Source organism: Butyrivibrio sp. VCB2006 (assembly GCF_000420945.1).
In the GTDB taxonomy this organism is placed as follows: domain Bacteria; phylum Bacillota; class Clostridia; order Lachnospirales; family Lachnospiraceae; genus Butyrivibrio.
This window is the reverse complement of the sequence record NZ_ATVX01000007.1, coordinates 150496-174303: the sequence shown is the minus strand read 5'-3', so window position 1 is coordinate 174303 and position 23808 is coordinate 150496. Positions and strand designations below refer to the sequence as shown.

The following is a 23808-nucleotide window of genomic DNA, read 5'->3' as shown; positions in this document are numbered from 1 at the left end:
GAATGCAAATTTCAAAGCGCATCATTTTATGTTGGTTTTCGATTTTTGCCTCGCCAACATAATTATTTGGAAGTTCATTTATGTTAAGTGTGGACTTTTCTATTTCTAACATAAGACTTTGTTAGACTATTTATGTTAGATACATATTTTTATCCAGCTAACATAAATACTTGATAAGTATTTTATGCTAGCTGAGAGATTTCCTTGTTTTAACATAATTTATAAGCAATTTCTTTATGTTAGCTACGATTTTTTCTCATATGAGCATAATCTCAGCTCAATTTTATTATGTTACCTGACAAATTTTTAAATACCAACATAAATTTTCGGTACTGCTCTGCCTATACTGTAGTTTTCTTGAAAGTGGCAGTGCATTTTTAGTAAACAACTGCTATTTTTCATCAATATCAAATATAGGCATATCCATAGCTGCATATCCATAGCTGCAGATCCATAGCTGCAGATCCATAGCTGCAAATCCTGCTGTTCCCATCATCTTCACCGTCGGCATAAAATGACATGCGTTTCCAGCAGGTTCCGTCAAGGGTGGCGTCAAATGCACCTAACATTACAGGATGTCATACACATAATGTCTATTACTGCCATGTATTTATCAAGACAGTAACATGTTTAAAATATCATCACTCATTCCTACTCCACTTACCATAGAAGGTCTTGTTTCCGGTAGAGCCCTTCTTAATTTCTTTTACCCTGGTCTTGTAATTCTTGTCAGAATACCATCCCAGGAAAGTGTAGCCCACCTGATACGGTTCGTAGAGAACAACGCCATCGTCAACGGTGTAGGAGCCTGAAGTAGGATTATACCTACCGTCAATTCCAGCCACGTTCTGATAGGTAATGTTATAGGTTACCTTCTTCCAAACCGCATACAAAGTAACCTTGGCCTGATATTCATCAGTGATTTTTGCCACTTTCATACTGTTAGTAAATTCTGCCTCGGCGTCACCACGATCATCATAACTAAGCGTCGACCACCCCACAAAAGCATATCCTGTAACCTTATAGGCATTACCGCTAAGAGCCTTGGAAACACCGTAGCTAAGATTCTGATTATTCATCTTGCCGGATGCCTTGTGCCCGGAAGGGGCATCAGCATTGAAGGTTACAGTATAGGTCTTACTGTTCCACTTGGCGTAGAGGGTCTTATCCCCGGTACTTCCCTTAGGAATATTGGTAACTCTGGTCTTTAACGCAGCATCTGAGTACCATCCGCCGAAGTTGTATCCATCTCTTTCCGGGGTAGGAAGTGACGCCATAGGAAGGGCCGTAATTTCATATATAGTGTCATCTATATGTACATATGGATCATTATCATCATCTTCTATGGAATTAGGTGTTATTTCCCTAATTGCTCCCTTAACCTCAGCCTTAGGTATATTGGAAACATAAGAAATTGTAAACCTATCTTTCCAAACCGCGTATAGATCCAAATAGAACTTACCGGTTTCCTTATCCTTAGTCAAAAGAGCTTCATTCGGCCGCTGGATCTTGGCTGCATTCTTATAGACAAAGTCATCTGACAGTACCTTGTCTGTCAGTGTCTTGTCTGATAGTGTCTTGTCTGATAGTGTCTTGTCTGATAGTGTCTTATCTGATAGTTCCATATCTGTCAATTTCTCTTCAGACAGCTCTATGCTTGAAGCTATCGTCCATCCCATAAACGCATAGCCCTGATTCTTGAATGCATTCTTAGTAAGATTTGCCCCGGAGTCATACTTAATGGTCTGATCCTTCATAGTACCTGAAACTTCCTGCCCCTTCATTCCATTTCCATGGAATCTTACCACAAAGCTCATATCCCAGCGGGCATAGAGAGTCATGTCGCTTGCTGCTGACTGGGCGATGCTTGTCACCTTTGTCCTATAGCTGGGATCAGAATACCAGCCCACGAAGCTATATCCTTCCTTTGTAGGAGTTGGAAGCTTGTAGCCGCCTTTATGATTGAATTCATAATGAGCTACTAAACTCTCTCCGTCATTAGTTATTTCATTTCGTACAATAAGTTCATTAGTACCAAGCTTGGTATCTACAAGCTCAACCTCTGAACTTTCTGTATCATCGTAAACCTCAAGCTGCCCACCATTAGTCTTAAAATCAATATTATATTTTCTAGGCTTCCACTGGGCGTACAATGTGTAAGTCACATTATTTCTGACGCCGCCATCATTCTGTAAAAGATCCGCAAAATACCCCTGGGTAAAAGAAACCTCGCACTTATCATCAATATTTCCTGTATAGTCCTGTGCACCTTCTTCATCGACAGGAGTTTTAACTATATTCCAACCTTCAAAAGAGTATCCTTTTCTTACGAAGGTATTGGCTCTAAGACTGCCATCTATACCATACGAATACTTCGTAGCAGCCATACTGCCGGAAGTTGCTCCGTTTCCATTGTATTTCACGGTATAGGTGTAGGGTGTCCACTTAGCATAGAGAACAAAATCTCCATAATTTGATGCTGTAATGCTATTAACTTTAGTCTTGTAATTTGTATCCTTGTACCAGCCGCCAAAGGTGTATCCGGTCTTTACAGGAGTCGGCAACTTAACTGCATTGGTATATTTATATGATTTTTTATCCTCAATCGTGCCATCAAAATCACATTCCTTAAAACTATCTGCATTTGATCCCGTAGGATCTTTTTCCAAATAAGTGATGTAGAAGGTATCCCTCCACACAGCCTTTAATGTGATCTCACCGTCTGAATCGTTACGCCTTTCTACAAGGTCTGTAGTTACCAAATATTTATCCTTGTAATCAACAGCTACATTGCCCACTTCATCTTCTAATTCCCTAGCATTCTTTTCCATCGCATAGCCATCATAGGCTACAGCCCATCCCTGGAAGATAGCTCCCTTTTTAGCAAACTTGTTAGCATTAAGTGCCTTTTGCACGCCAAAAGAGAACACTTCATCAGGCATTGATCCTGATGTTGCGCCGTTTCCGTCGAAATGAACTGTGTATTTGTAGGGCACCCACTTGGCATAAAGGTCGTAGTTTGTGGTGGAGAACTGCTTGATCTGCTCCACTTTCTTTTTATATCCATTATCAGAGTACCAGCCGCCAAAGTAATAGCCTACAGGCCACTGATCCTGGTCCGGCGCCATGATGTCGAAGGTTTCATCCTCGGGAGTATAGCTAAGCTTAGTGTTTCCTGGGTTATTTACTCCGCCGTTTAGGTGGTAGGAAATGTTGTAGACATTGATTGCCCACTGGGCATAGAGATCCACAGTCTCACCATCTGTGGTGGTGAGGTTTTTAACGGTCTGTGCGTTGTTAAAAGATATACCGGTTCCGTCACTTTCGGTATTCCACCCGGTAAAAGAGTAGTACTGTTTCTTGAAGGACAGCCCTGTCAGCTTATAGTTTGTACCAACCTTAAGCCCGGTCATATCCTTCATAGTTCCGGTTACGTTTTCGGCATTTGAAATAAGATGGATTCTATAAGTATTAGGAATCCACTTGGCATAAACAGTCATATCCACTGCAGTATTGGCTTTTAGAGTCCCCACCTTGGTCCTGCACTGCTTATCCTTGTACCAGCCGCCGAAGGAATATCCTTCTCTGGTTGCTGTGGCCAGGGCATAGCCTGAATCCATGGCATTATTATAAGAATCTACATAGCCAACTCTACTGGTATCCAGCACTGCATGGAGCTCTGTACCAGCATCTTCGTTCAGATCATATCTGATTGTATACTGAGATTTGGCCCACTTAGCATAGAAAGTCTTATTTCCTGTGGTGCCTTTCTTGATTTCTTTTACCCTGGTCCTGAAGTTCTTGTCAGAATACCAGCCAAGGAAGGTGTCGCCGATAGCCTGAGGCTCAGCCAAAGTCACGGTGTCATCTATGGTATAGGCATCAGGGTTAGCACTATTATCGATATCTTCTACATTTTCATATGTGATTCCATAGGATATCTTTTCCCATACAGCATAAAGAGTGACTGACTCTTTGTACCCGGACTCCATCCCGGCCACATTTACATGATCAACCTTATCTCCTGCCATGTATTCAGGTCCGGCCTCCCCTCTATCCTCCAGCGGAAGAGTGGACCATCCCACAAATTCAAAGCCCGGAATCTTAAAAGAGCTGTTGGCAATAGCCTTTTCCGTGCCATAGATATAGCTTTGCGAGGTCGAAGTTGCTTTTACATTAGTTGTCGGAGAGTCGTTTTTATAAGTAATGGTATATTTATTGCCTGTCCATTTGGCGTATAAATCCTTATCTCCTGTGGTGTTTTTGGGAAAACTGGTTACCTTTGTCTTGAAATTAGGATCTAAGTACCAGCCGCCAAAAGTATATCCATCCATTTCAAGAACAGGAAGCTCAGTAATTGGCAGGGATTCAGCGTCATATTCTACATCCCCTATTTGCTGCTCAATAATACTTGCCGTTCTAATGGCCGGACCGCTCTTAATGAGGCTCTCAGTATTGGAACTATATCTAATACTAAATCTATTTCTCCAAACCGCATAAAGTCTGATATATGGTTTTTCTTCACTTCCATCTTTAGGATACACAAGTTTTTCCGGTCGAATTATCTTTTGACCGTTTGTATACATTACCTCTATGGTATCAACATATTTATCCGTAGTATTCTGCCCGTCATCTTCATCAATGACAGCCCATCCCATAAAAGTATATCCCGGACATTTAAACGCATTCTTTGTGAGGTTTGCACCAGCATCATATCCGATATTCTGAGGTTTCATAGTTCCCGAGAAATTGGTCACTCCTGGATTATTGCCTTCATAATAAACTGTAAAGGTTAGATTCCAGCGAGCGTAAAGTGTAATATCCGAGCATGAGCTCTGGGAAATGCTATTTACCTTTGTCCTGTAATTGTTATCGGAATACCAGCCCATGAAGGAATAATACTTCCTGGTTGGCGTAGGAAGCTTATAACCGCCCTTATGGTTATATTCATAGTAATAGGTGTTTGCGCCGCCCTCATCACCCTCGAAATTAGTCTTGGTAAAGCCAAGTTCGGCCACTAATTCAGGATCAACAGAGCCGCCGTTTGTGTCAAAAGAAACAGCATACTTTGTCTCTTTCCACTGAGCATAAAGAGTTATAGTGGCATTATTCTTGATCTGGCCATAGCCTGCCAGTACCTCTGCAAAGTATCCTTCATCAAAGGTCACACTACCACCGTCAGCGAAATTATTGCCGTAGTCCGCCTCTCCCTGATCATTCACCGGATTCTTAACCGCATTCCACCCCGCAAATTTATAACCGTTTTTAACAAAGGCATTTGTCCTGAGGCTTGCGGCCGTACCATAGGTGAACTTCTGAGCCGACATTCTGCCGGAGGTTGCCCCATTGGAGTTAAAAGAAATATTGAAGGTGTAAGGTGTCCACTTAGCCACCAGGTTCACATCCCCGGTGTTTGTCCTGGAAATGCTCTTAACCTGAGTTTTGTACGTGCTGTCTTTGTACCAGCCGTTAAAGACATAGTAGTCCCTTACAGGCGTTGGCAGAGTTACTGCTGTTCCGTAGGTATAGCTGTAAGGAACATTTGTATTTTCTGCAAATCTTCCGCTGGCCAGATCATAGTTAATCGCAAATTCAGACTTCCATACGGCATAAAGAGTGACTGTTGTGTCAACATCATTTCTCGGTGTTGTAATATTTTTTACCGTCTGCTTGTTCTGGTATGTAACCTTCAGCGCATCTGCATCTTCCTGGCTAACCGCCCAGCCCTGGAAAACAGCGCCTTTCTTGGAATAAGCATTTGCAGTAAGTGCCTTGCTTACGCCATAGGAGAACACCTCATCCACCATGCTGCCGCTTGTTGCGCCATTTCCATCAAAACGAACCGTATAAGTATACGGAATCCACTTTGCATACAGTTCAAGGTCTCCATAGGAGCCCTTTGCAACCTCAGTTATCTTGGTGGTATATCCGGAGTCTTTGTACCATCCTGCAAACTGATAGCCCGGGGCCCAGTTAGCTTTGTCCGGAGCGGCAATTGAGAAAGTATCTGTCTCAATTGTATAGGTTGCAGGGTTAGCCGGATTGTTCTGTCCACCATTGGTATGATAAGTTATCTTGTATTCTATCGGCTTCCACTGGGCATAAAGGGTAATATCCTCTGTTCCCAGGGATCCATCATTAATAAGCTCCGCCTTATCATCGTAGGCAGTTCCTTTTCCATCGGCCTCTGTATTCCATCCTGCATACTCATAGTACTTTCTGACAAATTTATTCGCTGTAAGGGTAATTGTCGCATTGGCATTCAGGGTCTGCTTGGCCATAGTACCGGAAGTTGCACCATTGCCGTTATAGATTACGCTTATATTCTTGATTTCAACAGCTGGAGGGAGAATTGTGTACTCTCCCGTGATTTCCTTACTGTACCTGTTAAGCCAGGTTGCGGTAATCTTCATCCTGGTTCCGGCAGGGACAATATCAGTCAAAAGAGCTGTCTCGCCAGCTTTTCTTGCTGTTCCGTCAAGAAGTACACAGTCAGTAGCATAGGTGTAGACAACTGCTTTGTCATAGTCCACACCACTTTCCAGCTTTTTACCATCCTTATCAGTTACCACATAGGTTGTGACATAGTTTCCGGCCTTATTCTCAAAGACTATATCCTCTGCAGATAGAAATGCATCATAAATCAGAACATCAATATAGAAGACAATGTCAACCGAGCCTGTAAAGTTGCCCTTACCGGTTATGGTGATTGTTGGCATTTTCTGAGGATTTTCGCCTTTGTTCGGTGCAGTATTATTCTTGTAACTTACGGTATAATCTTTGTCTTTTACCAGAGTCTTGGATGTTGCGGCATTTGCGTATGTGAGCCCTACTGAAGGCTTCACGTCTTCATCGTCATAGATATAAACGTAGTTTCCATTCTCATCCGGAGCCTTCACTGCGCCATTTTCGTCGTAAAGAGTAACGGTAATAAGCGGCTCTTTTAACTTAGAATCCTTCTGAATGTCATAGGCATTTATCGTATATGTCTTGGAAATAGTTCCTGTAAATCCGCCTTTTCCCACGTGGGAAACGGTCTTGGTGCCTGCATTTATAAGGTCGGCTCCGTAGTAGGTCTCGTAATCTTCGCCTTCTACAAGGTTAGTGTTTGCAGAATCCCAGATAATATGCGTATTCTGTAAGTGTTCCTGTCCATCGTAGTCAAAAGAGCTGACAAAGCCCTCCACTGCAAATCCGCTTATGTCAGTCTTGGAAAACTTCGCATAAAACGTAAGATCTGTTGTGTCGGATTGCAGAATAGAGATTCTCTTCTTGTTAGCACTGAAAGCAGCATCAAGGTACCAGCCTTCAAATACATAACCCTTGGAGTGGGTCGGTGTATAAAGGCTAGTGGTTGTGCCCAGAACATAGAAGCTTGGATTAGCAGGGTTGTTTGTTCCGCCGTTAAGAACATAAGTTATATTCGCAGTCTTTCTAAGTGTGACATCAAGTGAAACCTTATAGACTTTACCGGCTATCACATACCCGATGCCATAGGTGGTTTTGGCGGTATTGTAATTGTTTTTGAAGGTTGCATCTGAATAGGTATACTGGTTGTCGCCGTTATTTGCGCTAACTGTAGTGTATGAAGATGTATTGGTTCCCTTGTAAATGCGGTATGAAGTAGCATCTGAAGATCCATTCCACCACAGTTTGACAATATTATCCGAATAAACTGTGTATCCATAATCAGTGGAGGCCGGATAAGCATCAAAAGTCACCGACTTTGACACACCATCAAGCGTGGCTGTAACTGAACATGGACCGGGTCTTAGAACTTTTACCTCGCCGGTAGATTCGTTAACAGATACTCTTGTGGGAGTCGTGGTCGACCATTTAATATCGCCTTCAGGCTCGTAGTTACTTGGAACCATGGCAGCGGTAAACTTATAGGTATTTCCAACTGTAGCATTGCCTGACAGATTACTTGATATATTAAGATCCTCAAGTTCTACCTTGGGCTCTTCAGGTTCCTTCGGTTCCTGTTCCCAATCCGTAGTTACATTATTGGTATAGGCCTTGATACTGAAGTTTCCTACATTTCCGTAGTCTGTTAAATCACCCCATTTTCCGTTACTGTAATAAAAGCTCTGACCTTCGGAAAGAGTAACTGTTCCATAGGTGTAACTGAACTCAAGCCCATATGGCACTGTTTCTCCGCTTTTTTTCAAAGAAACCACAACAGAAAAAGTAGTGTTTGCAGGCATAGTAACACTATCTGCAAGCTCAATCGTGTACTGTCCTGAATAGGTTGTAGTACCTCGTGTAGTTGCAGAGGTGACATGAGTTCCGCTTTCCGGGTTATTAAGGTCTTTTAAATCCGTATAAATATCGATAGTATAGGAGACATTTGAGGAAGATGTATAAAAGTTAACCGCCTCCAGGCTTTCTCCATTCTCTCCTCCCTCAGCATGAGTTTTGAAAATATTGGCAGCTTTAGTAAGCTTCATTGAACTATAAAGCAGTCCTGCATCATACTGATAGTTATTATCATAGTTATCAGCTGTGGTAAACTCTGCTGCATAAGCCCTGCTTCCAAGACTGGCCTCATAGTATGACATCCAAAAATAACCGGAATAGCTGTAATCATCACTAGATCCATCGCCTGATCTCCAGCTATTTCTTACAAGAAATGCTCCATCTCCGGGTGCTTCCTGAGCAAAGTTTGTTTTCGGAAAATCATCATCCCAGCCCACTAAAACTACTGAATGGTTGGTTTTAGTGTCTGTACTTGGGTTGTAATAGGCATTGGTCTTAACATTGTAAATTTTGTCACTATATGAATCAGACATTGAACTATAGGCATAAAAATCTATACTTATAGCTCCAAAATCTCTGATCATTCGTTTTAAATTTGCATGTTTACCGGTAGTAATCAGCCCAGTATCCCGTTGAATAGGCTCCGTATAGTAATTGACTATATGCGCAACCGAACTATAGGCAAGACTGGAATCCAGACCTGTACTGTTTGCTTTACTGCCAAGAGAATACGGAACGGTTGCTTCATCAGCAACACCCATCCATCTCTCCCAGGCATTAAATCCCCATTCTGTCCTTCCACCATAATTGAGAATATTCCTGGCTCCAATCTTGCTGTAATCGCCTGCTGTTCCTCCAAGGGGATCTGTTTCTGTATTATACATAAAATATGCAAGATGTAACTCCGACAAGTCGGCATCAGGCATAATCCCTGACTTCATGAGATTAATCTCAGCCAGAGCTACCGCAGCGAATGCCCAGCAAGTTGCATAAGGGGATTGTTTTCTTAGTCTTGGTAAATCAGGGGTAACATAATATGAATCGAGATAATCGGCTTGGAGAAGACCTTTTCGACCATTGGAATAAGATTCAATATCAACCAGAGGTTCCAGATCAATTACTCCCCCGGTTGGATACTCTGTATAGAAATCTTCCGGAAGTTCCTCCGGGAGATCATCAGTACTAATATCTTCTAAATCATCCGCATTCTTAATGCGGTCTTCTTCTAAATTGTCAGTATTCTTAAAAAGATCCTTTTCTGTGTCATCAGTAACTTCAAGAAATCCATCATCTATATCGGCATCAGGTTCTGTAGATGATAAAGAAGCTGAATCTTCGCTTTCATCTGCCTCATCATCCGGAAAAATAATAATATCATTGCTATCAATAATTAATCCATCACTTAATCCGGTCGAGGCGCTGGTGTCCTCATTAGAAATGTCCGTTGGCTCCAGTGACAATTCATCTGCTGCAAAATCAGTTGAATAATCCACTGCTTTGGCTGTAATCTGGCCATTTCCAAGAGCCAATGTTCCAACAAGTAACAATGATACCAGCTTTTTGTACATTCTCATTTCCAGCTATGCCTCCATTATGATGTAATGAAAATATTATATATACTTTATTTCGTTAGTCGCAATTAAATTGATATAAAATTTCATTAATTTTCGCACAATTTTATAAATTAAATCGTTTTCGTACTATTATCAGAGTACTATTGCAGGCTCAATCTATTTGACCACCTATTTTCACACAAAAAACCAGCCCTGGCTATCGCCAAGGCTGGTTTAATAAGCTTCAACTATTTGATTTCAATTCTCATGTAATACCATTCCGATTGTCTATGATTCTTTGGTATTACCGCCGCCAGATTACTTACCGTAGATTACTTACCAGATCACTTGCCCTTCTTGAGGTTTGTAACTGTTCCGTTGAAGGTACAGCCATCAAATGTCATTCCATATCCAGAATAATTACCAAAGTAGCCGTTAAATACGCTGTTCTTGAACTTGACGTTGCTGGCTGTCTTGTAGTTCGAATTATAAGGATTGTAATGAGTCATAAAGCACATCCACTCAGGATCATTCTTGTTCTGATATGCTGTAATAGCGCAGTTCTTAACTGTAAGGTTTGTGCAAACCTTGTCGCCGCTGGAATCACTGTTAGGCTCAATATAGATTCCGCACTGAGGAGCTGTTCCGTGGCTATCATAGATAAGGCAGTTTGAAATGGTAGTATCATCAGCATCTGTAAGAGAAATGCCGTTTCTTCTGTTCTCATAGATTCTGCAGTTATTTACAGTTACATTTTCGCAGCCTCTATAGTCCTGTCTATCTTCATCAAATAAGTAAACTGCCTGAGTTCCGAGGTAAACACCATCTCCCCAGTTTCCGTAAATAGTCATGTTCTCAACAGTGACATTTTTTGAGCCATAAACGCCGACACCATGGCCGCCTTCGCCGCCTGTGTTTCCGTGCCTACTTCTGCCGCCGTCAATCTGTCCACCGCTAATCTGTACGTTACTTGCATTCTTGATTGCAATAGTATCGTATTCAGTAAAATCATTACCACCGACTCTGAGAATAGCGTCATTATCAAAAATAAGCTGTATTCCGCCCTCCCATATAACAATCATTGTGTCAAACTGATGATCAGGCCAGTAATTATAAGTTCCGGCAGGGAAATAAACGCATGTTGTGCCGCCGTTTTTGGCATTGCTTTCTGCCATCTTAATGACATCGTTGATTGCCTGCTTGTCCTCGGTATTATCATCGGGAATTACACCATAATCAGTAACATCAATGTAATCCTCAGGAAGTACTGTGCCGCTTGCTGAAGTGCCAATCCACTGGGCATAGAGGGTAACAGTCTCACCATTTGTAAAGGTGAGGTTAGAAACAGTATCACCATTGCTAAAAGAAATACCGCTTCCATCGCTCTCTGTATTCCAGCCCTTTACACCGTCATACTTCTTCTTGAACGCAGTGGCTGTAAGCTTATAGCTGCTGCCCACGCTAAGAGTCATGTCCTTCATGGTGCCTGTAACGCCCTCAGCATTAGGCTCAAAGTGAACCACATAAGTGTTAGGTACCCACTTGGCGTAAACAGTCATGTCCACGTATGGACTTGCAATAATATTGCTAACCTTAGTCTTAAGAGTCTTTTCCTTGTACCAGCCCTCGAGAGTATAACCATTTCTTGTAGCTGTTGCAAGAACGTATCCGCTGTCATAGTTAAGGTTATAGGAATTAACATATCCAACGTTCTCAGTATTCAAGCGAGCTGACAGATCGCTACCTGCATTCAGGTCATATCTGATAGTGTACTGAGTCTTGGTCCACTTAGCATAGAAGGTCTTTGTGCCTGTGCTTCCTGCCTTGATCTCTTTTACCCTAGTCCTGTAATTGGCATCAGAGTACCAGCCCTGGAAAGTATCTCCAATTAGCTCCGGCTCTGCAAATACAATATGGTCATCAATTGTGTAAGTGTCAGTATTTGCACTGTTATCAATACCTGCTACGTTCTGGTAGATGATAGGATAAACATCCTTCTTCCAAACGCCGTAGAGGGTGACTGTCGCCCTATACTCAGGCTCCTCACCTTTAGCGTAGATGCCTGTTACAACCTTGCCTGGTGCATAGTCTGCCTCGATGTCATTCTCAGCAAGATATCTGTCATAGTACTCAACTCTGAGAGCTTCAGTAATTTCAAAGTAGCCCTCTTCTGTCAGAATCTCATCAATCTCGTCAGCTGCTGCCTCAAGTCTGTCTGCATAGCTAAGAGTTGACCATCCCACAAAGGTATAGCCGTTTATCTTGTAAGCATTCTTGGCAATTGTGCCCTTGCCGCCATAAACAAAGCTCTGATTACCGATCTTGCCTGTTGCGGTTCTGCCTAGCGGAGCGCCATTTGAGTAAACAACAGTGTACTTCTTGCTGTTCCACTTAGCGTAGTAAACCTTATCTCCGGTGCTATTCTTAGGAATAGAAGTTACCTTGGTCTTGAAGCCTGCATCAGCAAACCATCCTGCAAAGTCGTAGCCGTCCTTAACAGGTGTAGGAAGTGCTGCAATAGGGAGCCTTGGCATTCCGTTTTCATCAGCTATAGTGTCAACGTTGGAGTATGCTGTAGCATAAGTTCCATCCTCAGGCATAACTCCGCCATTTGTCTGATAGCTAATAGTAAATACATTTCTCCAAACAGCATACAAGGTCATTCCATACTGCTCTGTTTCAGGATCGATTATCAAAAGACCTGCCTCAGGGCGAACAAGCTTCTGGCCATCCGCATAAGTAGCAATGCCATTTTCAGCATCTTCCTGACTTACAGCCCATCCCATAAAGGTGTATCCGGAATTCTTGAATGCATTCTTGGTGAGTGTCGCGCCAGCATCATACTTAATAGTCTGAGCTTTCATGGTGCCAGTGACATCAGCACCGTTTCCATCAAATTTAACTGTATAGCTCATATCCCAGCTAGCATAAAGAGTCTTATCGCCGCTGTCTGTCTTGGCAATGCTCTTTACCTGAGTCTTATAGCTTCTGTCAGTATACCAGCCCATGAAGGACCAGCCCTCTGAAGCTATAACAGGAAGCTTGTAACCGGCTGCATGGTTGAACTCGTAGGAAGCAGTATATATTCCATCTTCTGCCTCACTAAGATCCAAGTCACCATCGCTTTCAAAGCTTACATCTTCGCGGTCAGTTACAAGTGTTACATTATATGGAGTCTCTTCCCACTGAGCGAAAAGTGTGATTGTAGCGTTATTCTTGAGGGCATTTACAGAAGCCAGATAATCAGCGAAATCGCCTGCATCTGTGCTAAGCTCAAGCCCATCAACAAATTCAAATCCAGGATTATCATCAGTAGGATTCTTTACTGTATTCCATCCTGCAAATTCATATCCCTTTCTGGCAAAAGAATTACCGTTAAGAGCAATCGTTGTATCATAAGTGTACTTCTGGTTAGCCATCTTGCCTGATGTAGAACCATTTCCGTTAAAGGCAAGGTTGTAAACATATGGAGTCCACTTAGCCACCAGGTTGTAATCGCCATAAGCTGTCTTGGCAATGCTCTTAACCTGAGTCTTGTAGTTAGTATCTGTAAACCAGCCGCCAAATGTATAGCCGACCTTAACTGGATTCTTAAGTGTTACTGCTGTTCCATAGTTATAGCTGTAATCTACATCTGTGCCTTCAGCAAATTCTCCGCCTGCAAGATCATAGTTGATATTAAAGTCAGAACGCCATACTGCATAAAGGATAGCTTCACCATCTGCATCGTTCTGAGGAGCTACCAGATTAACTACGGTGTCCTTGTTCTGGTATGTAGCAACAAAATTATCTGCATCAGCCTGGCTTGTAGCCCATCCAAGGAATACACTTCCCTGCTTGGTGAACTTATTAGCATCAAGCTTCTTGCTAACTCCATAGGAGAATACTTCCTCATCCATGGAGCCTGCTCCGCCGTTTCCATTAAAGATTACTGTGTAAGTATATGGAATCCACTTAGCATACAGGTCGTAGTTGGTTGTTGAGTACTTGGTAACTTCAGAAAGTCTCTTCTTGTAAGCCTGATCTGTGTACCATCCACCAAACTGATAACCTACCGGCCATGTATCTTTTTCCGGAGCAAGGATTGCAAAGGTCTCTTCCTCAGGATTGTAGATAAGCTTGGTATTCTCAGGGTTATTCACACCACCATTAAGGTGATAAGTGATGGAATACTCATTAATCTGCCACTGAGCGTACAGTGTTACTGTATCTCCGTTTGTGGTGCTAAGATCTCTAACCGTCTGTCCGTTAGCAAAAGAAATACCACTTCCGTCACGCTCTGTATTCCATCCGGTAAATACATAGTACTGTCTCTTGTAACCCACATTGGTGAGCTTATAGTTTGTGCCCACCTTAAGGCCTGTCATGTTCTTCATGGTTCCGGTTACAATACTCTTGTTTGGATCTGAATCCTGGTTCATATCAAAATAAACAACGTAAGTATTTGGAATCCACTTAGCATAAACAGTCATATCCACAGTAGGACTTGAAATAATAGGTCCTACCTTGGTTTTGCAGTTCTTATCCTTGAACCATCCGCCGAAGGTATAACCTTCTCTTGAAGCAGCTGCAAGTCTGTAGCCGCTGTCATAGGCAAGGTCATAGGAATTGATATAACCAACTCCTGTAGTATCAAGAACTGCATGAAGAGTTGTATCTTTTTCCTCATTGACATCATATCTGATGGTGTACTGAGTCTTGGCCCACTTAGCGTAGAAGGTCTTGTTTCCAGTTGTTCCTGCCTTAATCTCTTTTACCCTGGTCTTGTAATTCTTATCAGAATACCAGCCAAGGAATGTATCACCGATAACTTCAGGCTCGACAAGTTCCACGTGATCATTTACATCATAGGTGCCAGGGTTTGCGCTGTTATCCACATCCTCTACGCCCACGTAGGTTATGGTGTAAACATCCTTCTTCCAGACTGCATATACACTAATTGATACAGCTTTCTTCTTATTTGCTTCATCGAGTTCGTTGTACAAATCGATGAACTTCTGATCTGTAGATTCTCTGAAAGCATCATCAGACATTACATCGTTTGCTGCCAGATACCTGTCGTAGTAGTCCATACGCAGGTTTTCATCTGTAGAGTCCACACCTGCTGCCATCAACTCTTCATCAATTGTATCTGTCGCAGCCTCAAGTCTGTCCCTATAACTGAGTGTTGACCAACCCACAAAGGTATAGCCTGTAAGCTTATACGCATTCTTGGCGATTGTATTCTTGCCGCCAAAGGTATAGCTTACATTTCCGCCCTTACCACTTGTTGTTCTTGCTACAAACGTATCTGAAGAAGCTGAATATTTAAGCGGTGCCTCTGAAGAAAATACAACTGTATATTTCTTGTTAGTCCACTTAGCGTAGAAAGTCTTGTTTCCTGTGCTTCCCTTGGCAATATATGTCACCTTAGTCCTAAGGTTTGCATCTGCATACCAGCCTGCAAAGTCATAGCCATCCCTTGTTGGAACAGGAAGAGCTGCTGCCGCAATAGGAAGATGTGCAAAGCCATTATCATCAGCAACTGAATCTATATTTGAGTATGAGCCATCTGCAATTGCTGTTCCGCCATTAGTCTCGTAGTGAATTGTAAATACATCACTCCAAACCGCATAGAGTGTTGTCTCATACTGGTTAGTATCAGTGTTGTATACCAAAAGAGCTGCATCAGGGCGAACCATCTTTTGTCCATTTGTATAAGTAACAACGCCGCTAATAGCATCGTACTCATTTGTAGCCCATCCCATGAAAGTATGGTTAGGATAATTAAATCCGTTCTTGGTAAGAGCAGCGCCTGCATCATACTTAAGCTGCTGTGGCTTCATAGATCCGGTAACGCCATCAATGTTGCCACTGTTTCCAACAAAGTTAATTACATAATTCTTGGCAGTATCCCAACGAGCGTAAAGTGTTCTGTCTCCACTATCTGCCTTGCCAATGCTGGCAACCTTGGTCTTATAGTTTCTGTCAGTATACCAGCCCATGAAGTTCCAGCCTTCCTTGGTTATATCAGGAAGCTTGTAACCTCCGTTGTGGTTAAAGCTGTAGCTTGCTGTAAAATCACCTTCTACAGTGCGGGTAAGATTCAAATCGCCGCCACTTGTAACTACTACATTCTCGCGGTCAGTAACAAGTGTGATCTGATAATCAGTCTCATCCCACTGCGCATAAAGAGTAACTGTAGCGTTATTCTTAAGCGCACTTACAGATGATAAGTACTGGGCAAAGGAGCCTGTATCTGAAGTAATCTCCTGCCCATCAGTAAATGCAAATCCGGGGTTAGCCTCAGTTGGAGCCTTTACTGTACTCCATCCTGCGAATACGTATCCCTTCTTAGCAAAAGAATTAGCGTTAAGAGTCGCTGTGCTGTCATAAGTGTACTTCTGGTTAGTCATCTTACCTGAAGTAGAACCATTTCCGTTAAAGGCAATGTTGTAGACATATGGAGTCCACTTAGCCACAAGGTTGTAGTCGCCGGAATTAGTCTTGGCGATGCTCTTAACCTGTGTCTTATAGGTAGCATCTGTAAACCAGCCATTAAAGGTATAGCCGGCCTTTACAGGTGTTGGAAGTGTAACTGCTGTTCCGTAGCTATATCCAGTAGGAGCAGTTACGTTTGCTGCAAAGCTTCCTCCAACCATATCAAAACTAATCTCAAACTCATTTCTCCAAACAGCGTAGAGAGTTATTCCGGCGTCAACATTGTTCTGGGCTTCCAGAATGTCTGCTACAGACTGCTTGTCTTTGTAAGCAACAGTCAAAGTTTCAGCATCTTCTTCGCTTGTAGCCCATCCCATGAAGACTGCGCCTTTTTTGCTGAACTTGTTGGCTGCGATAGCTTTTTTAACACCATAGGAGAAAACTTCTGTCTCCATAGTGCCTGCTGTTGCGCCATTTCCATTAAAGCTTACTGTATAGGTGTAAGGAATCCACTTAGCGTAGATGTCCAGATTTCCTGCAGATCCGTTTGTTACCTCATAGATTCTGGTCTTGTATGCAGAATCCTTGTACCAGCCGCCAAACTGATAACCAACAGGCCATTCATCCTGAAGAGGTGAATAGATTCTGAAGGTTGAATCGCTAGTCTTATAGCTAAGCTTGGTGTTATCTTCGCTGTTTACACCGCCGTTAAGGTGGTAGGTAATTGTGTACTCTCCGGACTCCCACTGAGCATAGAGAACAATTCCCTCTGCAGGGATTTCATCCTTAGGTATTACCTCTAAGTTCTCATAAGAAGTTCCCGGATTTTCCTCAGTAGGCACTGCTACTGTATTCCATCCGTTAAAGCTATAGTTCTTTTTAGCAAACTTGTTAGCTGTGAGCTTAACTGTAGCAGCGTTTCCAACAACAAGGTTCGCCATAGAGCCAGATGTAGAGCCGTTTCCGTTGAATATAATAGTAGTCTTGGATGGCATTGCAGCAATAGTAAAGGTAGCTGCCTTCTCGCCGCCGTAGTTACCCTGACCGGCTATTGTAAACTTGGCAGTACCAACCTTATTGTTAGCGCTGTAGCTATTCTCAACGATTTCATATTCCTCGTCTCCAAGGATATCGTTTCCAACCTTAACTACGATTTGGTTCTTGGTAAGCTCAACCGGTGTACCATCGTAGTACTGAGTATTTACAGTAACTGTAGCCTTAGAGATATCGCTTGCCACCATACGGTAGATTCCGGAAATAGATCCGGAGTAATTTCCCTTACCGGAGGCAGTAACTCTCATATCAGTTCTAACAGGAACAATATCTGTATCAAGAGCCACTTCTCCTGCTGCTCTGAAGGTTCCGTCAAAGAGATATGTATCATCAACATAGCTGTAAACTACGTTCTTGTCATAGTCAGTTCCGGCTACCAGTGCCTTGCCATTGGTGTCATAAACAGCAAAGCCTGTAGTAAAGTTCTTACCTGCCTGTGAAAAGACCTTATCATTGGCCTTAAGTACTATTCCATCTGCAGCTATACTCTGGGCAGTAATATTAAACTTAACAGAAATAATGCCGGTGAAGCTTCCTTTACCAGTGATAGTTACTGTTGGAGCCTTGGCATCCCCTGCGTTGGCAGAAACTGTGTTATTAGCATAGGTAAGAGTATAGTCAGTATTTGCTACAAGGACTCTCTCTTCATCCCCTGCAGTAAAGGTAACAACAGGAACAGGAGTTACTGCTCCCTTAGCATATGGGAATGAGTAGATTCCATTTTCATCAGGGCCATCTGCTGTATCGAAGGTAACTGCTATAGTTGGCTCCTCTGCACTAAATCCGCTCTGGATATTTACTGTATTGATCTTATAGGTCTTTTGAAGAGTACCTGTAAATCCGTTCTTACCTGTAAAGGTAACAGTCTTGGTTCCTGCATTTGTAATATCTGCAGAGTAGGAAACTGCGTAATCATCTCCCTCATCGAGATAGATTTTTTCCCCGCTAACATTCATGTACAGCTTAGCATCGTCTTGCCTGCGCTCTGCACCTGTGTAGTCAAAAGAATCTGCAAAGCCCTCAATCTTAACAGCGCTAAGGTTTGTCTTGTTGTACTTAGCATAAAACTTGAGATCACCTCTATCTGTAGCTGTGATGGAGCTAATAGGTGTCTTAAAGTTTGCATCCTTGTACCATCCGCCAAAGGTGTAGCCCTTTACAGGATGAGTAGGTGCCTTGAGCTGGAATGAGTCTCCGGCAGCGTAGTTATCAGGGTTTTCAGGATTCTGAGTTCCGCCGTATAATTCATAAGTGATGTTGTATCTCTCGGCAAAAGTCACATAGAAACTCATCTTATATTCAAGGTTTTCTATGACATAGCCAATAGTATAGTAGCCCTTTGTGGCAGTTAGATTTCCCTTGTAGGTCTCATCCACGTAGGTGTATTCTTCATCACCCTTATCAGCCGGAATATCAACACATTTGTCATCGATATATATACGATATTGCTGAGCGTCTGACGTTCCTTTCCACCTGATGGTCACTGTATTGTCGGAAGAAACCTTATAGCCATAATCAGATGATGAAGGAAATGCATAGTAAGTAAAGGTCCTTGTGACATCATCAATTGTTACCACGATGGTAAATGTACCTGGTTTTAATACCTTGGCAACACCTGTTGTAGTATTAACCTCCACTCTGGTAGGAGTAGTTGTAGACCAAACTGTCTTATTTTTTGCCTTATAGGAATCAGGTTCCGTGTATGCTCTAAATTGGTAGGTTCTTCCTACAATTGCATTTCCTAAAAAATCTTTGCCAAGGCCAATATCAAGAAGCTTTGTAATGACATTTATAGTAAAGTTCTTACTGATATTTGTATTTGCTATAGTGGCAGTAATTGTTGCTGTTCCCGCTGCCACACCTCTTATAATTCCTGTATCTGAGACAGTGGCTTTACTTGGATCACTACTTTCCCAAAGAATTGTTCTGTTAGAAGCATTTGCAGGGTCAACTGTAGCAATAGCCTTTACTGATTCTCCAACGCCAACAGAAAGCTCACCGTTATTATCAAGTCCGCTTATTATGATATCTTTTGCTACAGCAGTAGCGCTAGCTTCTATATTGTTTGTAAAAGCCTTAATGGACAGATTTCCTGTAGTCTCATTGGCACCATAATCAGACCATGCATTATTTCTATATACATAGCTCTGTCCTGCCTCAGAATGGATTGTACTGCTGCCAACTCCCATGAGACTAACTGTGTAATCTGCGCCAAGATATGCGCCCCCCTGCTTTTCAAGAGTGACAACTACAGAAAATTGCTCTCCTGCATTCAATGGAATACTTTGACCAAGGTCAACTGTATACTGTCCGGCATAAGTGGTACTTCCGGTTCTGGTTACAGTCAAAGCGCCGCTTTCAGGGTTCGATGGATCTGTGAATTCTCCTGTATAAACCTTTATCTCGTATTTTACATTTGAGTTATAAGTATAGAATGCTACCGCTTCTAACTCTTCGCCATAGTATCCATTGGCATGAGCTGTGAAGACATTGGCATATTTATCACCCCATACTGCCTGGTGATCCATGGCTCCGTCATACTGGTAGTTGTTGTCATAGTCAGATGCCAGCTCAAACTCCGCTGCTTGTGCTGATTGTCCAAAGCTGGTCTCATAATAGGACATCCAGAAATATCCTGAATAGCTATAGTCATTCTTGGAATCATCCCCTGTTCTCCAGCTGTTTCTAACAAGGAAAGCTCCATCGCCGGGTGCTTCAGTTGCAAAGTTTGTTGCAGGAAAAGAGTCATCCCAACCAACAAGTACTACAGCATGATTAGGATCTTGGGTCTGTGAATCAAAATCCGGATTATAATAAGCATTGGTGCTGAGCTTATAAACAGCATCATCATAGGCATCTGACATACTATTGTAAGCACAAAAATCAATTCCTACAGCACCACATTTCTGAATAAGGGCCTTAATATTAGAGTGTCGATCTGACTTAATCTTATCAACGTCATGCTCAATAGGCTCCTCATAGTAATTAACTACGTGAGCAACATCCTCATAAGCAAGCTTTCCATCAAGACCGGATGTATTGGCTGACATGCTGTCTGTTTCGTAATTAGCTGTTGCCTCATCTGCAACACCAATCCATCTTCCGAATGTTGTAAGACCAAACTCAATCAATCCGCCTTTTTTAAGGAGATTAATGTTAGGGGCAACATCAAAAACATCCCCTGCTGTTCCGCCAAGAGGATCTGTTTCTGTATTGTATGCGAAATAAGCCAGATGAAGCTCTGACAAATCAAGATCATATCCCTGCTGCGCCAGGTTTATTTCTGCCAGGGCAGTTGTAGCAAAAGCCCAGCAGGTACCATAAGAACCCTGATCCCTAAGTGCAGGAAGATTTGGAGTTTTATATGAAGAAGTTGATGATCCTGAAGATCTAAGAAGACGCCTTTTACCAACTGAAACGCTTTCTACGCTATACTCATCGTCTGTTCTGACAATTCCTCCGGTAGGAAATACCTTATAGAAGTCCTCCGGAAGTTCATCAGGAAGTTCTTCCAATTCCGGTCCTTCAGAAGATGCCAGATTAGCTGCGTCCTCTTCAGAAGATGCACTGGATGCTGCCTCTGAGCTCTCCTCCTCTGAGGATGCGCTTGAAGTCGCCTCTGAGCTATCTTCCTCATTGCTGTTATCCTTATCATCTCCGATGATGAGAAGATCATCTTCGCTCTTTATAGTATTTCCGGTTGCTGCTGCCCCGCTTCCTGTGGAGGCAGAATCATCGCCACCGTTATCCGGTGTGTTATCCGGATTTCCGTCCGGATCGTCATCATCAAAAATAATAATGTCACTGGCTTCTGATGATGCACTTGATCCTGCAGGGGAAGCCCCGTAAATATCTTCAGGCAGAATAGGGTCCGCAGCATATACCGGCTGCGCACTTCCAACCACCATTGTTCCTATGAGTAATAATGAAAGTAATTTCTTCGTCAACTTCATGAACCTCACAATCCTCCATGATACACATACTATCCTGTTTACATTATTACTAAAGGAGGTCTGCAATTCCATAAAAAAATCATAAAAAAACGCGCTTTTGGCAACTAAATTTCAATAATTTCAAGGAGGCGTTGATTTGTAATTTCGTTGACGCATAAAAAAGAGAGCCCCTTCAAAGAAGCTCTCCATAATTTAACTTATGAAATTATCATTCTCCCAAACCGTTTCCCGGAAGCAGGCCTTCTGTATCATAAATGTGATAGTAAATCATCTGCCTGTCAAAGAATGAATCTTTTCCCTTGGAATAAAGCATTCCGGCTGTAACTTCAACCACAACCATCAGCATCATAAGGCATACAAATGCGCATGCACCTTTTTTGATATCTGTAAGAATCTTCGAGTCACTCGATGCCTTGGAGTCTGCAATTCTTCTGACTATCTCACTAATTGACATAGTGAGGGACACCGCGAGGAGCAGCAGTGGCAGCTGGAATACTCTGTTGGCAAAGCCAGCAGCAAAGGTCAGTACATAAATGCTGACAAAAGCAAACAGCCAGAAGATATTGAATTTCTTTTTAGCAAAAAGAGACATGGCCACACAAATTGCAAAGGGAATAAGCAGAAACATCAAGCTATAGAAGGTTTCTCTTCCGATTCTGTGGGCATATATCCTAATAAAGCTTCCTGCCTCAGCGCTGCTGGATGCTGATACTCTCACAAAATTTCCCGGAGCCAGCATCAGCATTCCTGTTCCTATAAGGCAGAATATTGCGCCAACAATCTGCTCAACTTTTACTGCGTACTTATTTCTAATCATAAAGATAAAGAATAGAAGCAGTGCAAACATCATAGTGCAAGCGCCGGCCTCGTTGGAAAGACCTGAAAGGAAGCCAAGAACTGCGTAAAGGATAATTGAAACTGCAACGTTTCTTTTTCCATCTGATACTGTTTCTGCAGAATTCTTACTGTTATCAGATGCTCCAACTGTCTGTAATATTATGCCGTTCTTCTTTTTCAAATAGGCCCTATAATACATGAATCCAAAGGTCAGGATTATCAGATTAGTCCACAGATATGTGATAGTTCCTGTGGTCCAGGTAATAACCTCAGAAAAGTCCGGCATAAAGAACCACAAAAAGCTGTATAACAATCCGATTCTTACAAAATCGATGGTTTCATCACTGCCATCACTAAAGCTAAACCTGTCTATGGCCAGCACCACTAGCACATAAATAAGGCCATTGGCCAGTGCAAATACCACCTTGGGAAGCATTAAAAAGAGCTGAATAAATACCATAGAAGCTGCTCTTCCGCCCCAGGTCATGTAGTAGGTGGCAACCGACGGGAAAATATCCGCAATTGACGTAATCTGCGTTCCATCTGCAAATGATGTCATATGCTGATAATCATCCACATAAAGCGGTGCCTTGTAAGTTATGAAAGCTATCACTGCAAACCAAAATATATGCAGGAAGCTTGTTTTATTTAATCTATTCTTGGAGTTCATTCTTTCTTACCTATGCATTGTCATCGTTAGACATATACAAACCTACCGTTAATCGTTATCATGACCGACATCAATCTTCTGTCTGGTCATTTCAATGAACTCATCATAGTCCCTGATATAATCGCTCTCATCATAAAGCTCGGACGCAAGAACCATAAGTACAGCATCCGGTGAAAAATCGTACATTTCACGCCACATATCGTTGGAAATATAAAGTCCCTCATAGGGCTTCTCAAGCGGCACAATCTTGGTCTCAGTTCCGTTATCAAGCCTGATCTTGCAGCTTCCGTGAATACAAACCAGAATCTGCTCCAGTTTCTTGTGAGCATGCTTACCACGCACCACACCAGCTACAGTGTCGTACATGTAATAAACTCTCTTTATCTGAAATGGTATATCTTTAAACTCTTCCAGTGCCACCAGCTGGCCTCTGTCATCACCGTGGGGCTGGAACATATATTTAACTACCTGCATAACTTATTCCCTTCTTATCATTTCACTATGTAGTATTATAGCATACCGGCGCCATTTACACACAAAAACTCCGCGCAGGTCTTTACACCATACGCGGAGTTATCAAATCATATTCAAATTCCTTCTCAGGCCTGTGCTGAAAAGTCTTCCTTACCTACGCCACAGAGCGGACAAACAAAGTCTGCAGGAAGATCATCCCACTTTGTTCCCGGAGCAATCCCGTTATCAGGATCACCTGCTGCCTCATCGTAAATGTAACCACATGTATTGCATACGTACTTCATAAAAGATCCTCCTTCTGAAAAGATATCAACAAACTTGTCTATGAAAATTATATCAGCATTGTAATGCCCTATTTATAAAGATATTGTAAACTTTATACACACATAAATTAACTGTAATTTGAATTTTGTTGATTGGCAAAGCGATATACACGAATTCTTAAGAAATTTCGATGGTATTTCTTAAGAATTATGTGATAAGCTAGACTCTGTGCTCATTTCTGGGCACAATGCAAGGCTATTTGCCTTATCCTACTGGTTTTCACCAGATTTTTCCGACCTATGTGCACAGTAATCGGTATATTAGA

Annotated in this window: 5 protein-coding genes; all 5 read right to left on the bottom strand. The window is 42.3% G+C overall.

Annotation, left to right across the window (positions count from 1 at the left end; all coding sequences use genetic code 11):
- Nucleotides 1-641: 641 nt before the first annotated feature.
- The 5 genes from G613_RS19475 to rd all read right to left on the bottom strand — a co-directional run bounded on the left by G613_RS19475 (nucleotide 642) and on the right by rd (nucleotide 23503).
- Nucleotides 642-9833 (bottom strand): InlB B-repeat-containing protein, encoded by a 9192-nt coding sequence (locus tag G613_RS19475; protein ID WP_029232356.1) that lies wholly within the window; start codon nucleotides 9831-9833, stop codon nucleotides 642-644.
- Nucleotides 9834-10156: 323 nt separating this feature from the next.
- Nucleotides 10157-21232 carry an InlB B-repeat-containing protein gene (locus tag G613_RS19470; protein ID WP_196805050.1) on the bottom strand — a complete coding sequence of 3692 codons (11076 nt, stop codon included), beginning with the start codon at nucleotides 21230-21232 and terminating at the stop codon, nucleotides 10157-10159.
- Nucleotides 21233-21446: 214 nt separating this feature from the next.
- The gene (locus G613_RS0109025; protein WP_029232354.1) at nucleotides 21447-22745 is read right to left on the bottom strand and encodes a DUF6056 family protein; all 1299 of its coding nucleotides are present in this window, start codon (nucleotides 22743-22745) and stop codon (nucleotides 21447-21449) included.
- A gap of 48 nt (nucleotides 22746-22793) precedes the next feature.
- The gene (locus G613_RS0109020; protein WP_029232353.1) at nucleotides 22794-23219 is read right to left on the bottom strand and encodes a sugar 3,4-ketoisomerase; all 426 of its coding nucleotides are present in this window, start codon (nucleotides 23217-23219) and stop codon (nucleotides 22794-22796) included.
- A 125-nt stretch (nucleotides 23220-23344) separates the two neighbouring features.
- Nucleotides 23345-23503: a rubredoxin gene (gene rd / locus G613_RS0109015; RefSeq protein ID WP_029232352.1), complete on the bottom strand. Its 159-nt coding sequence runs from the start codon at nucleotides 23501-23503 to the stop codon at nucleotides 23345-23347.
- Nucleotides 23504-23808 lie beyond the last annotated feature (305 nt).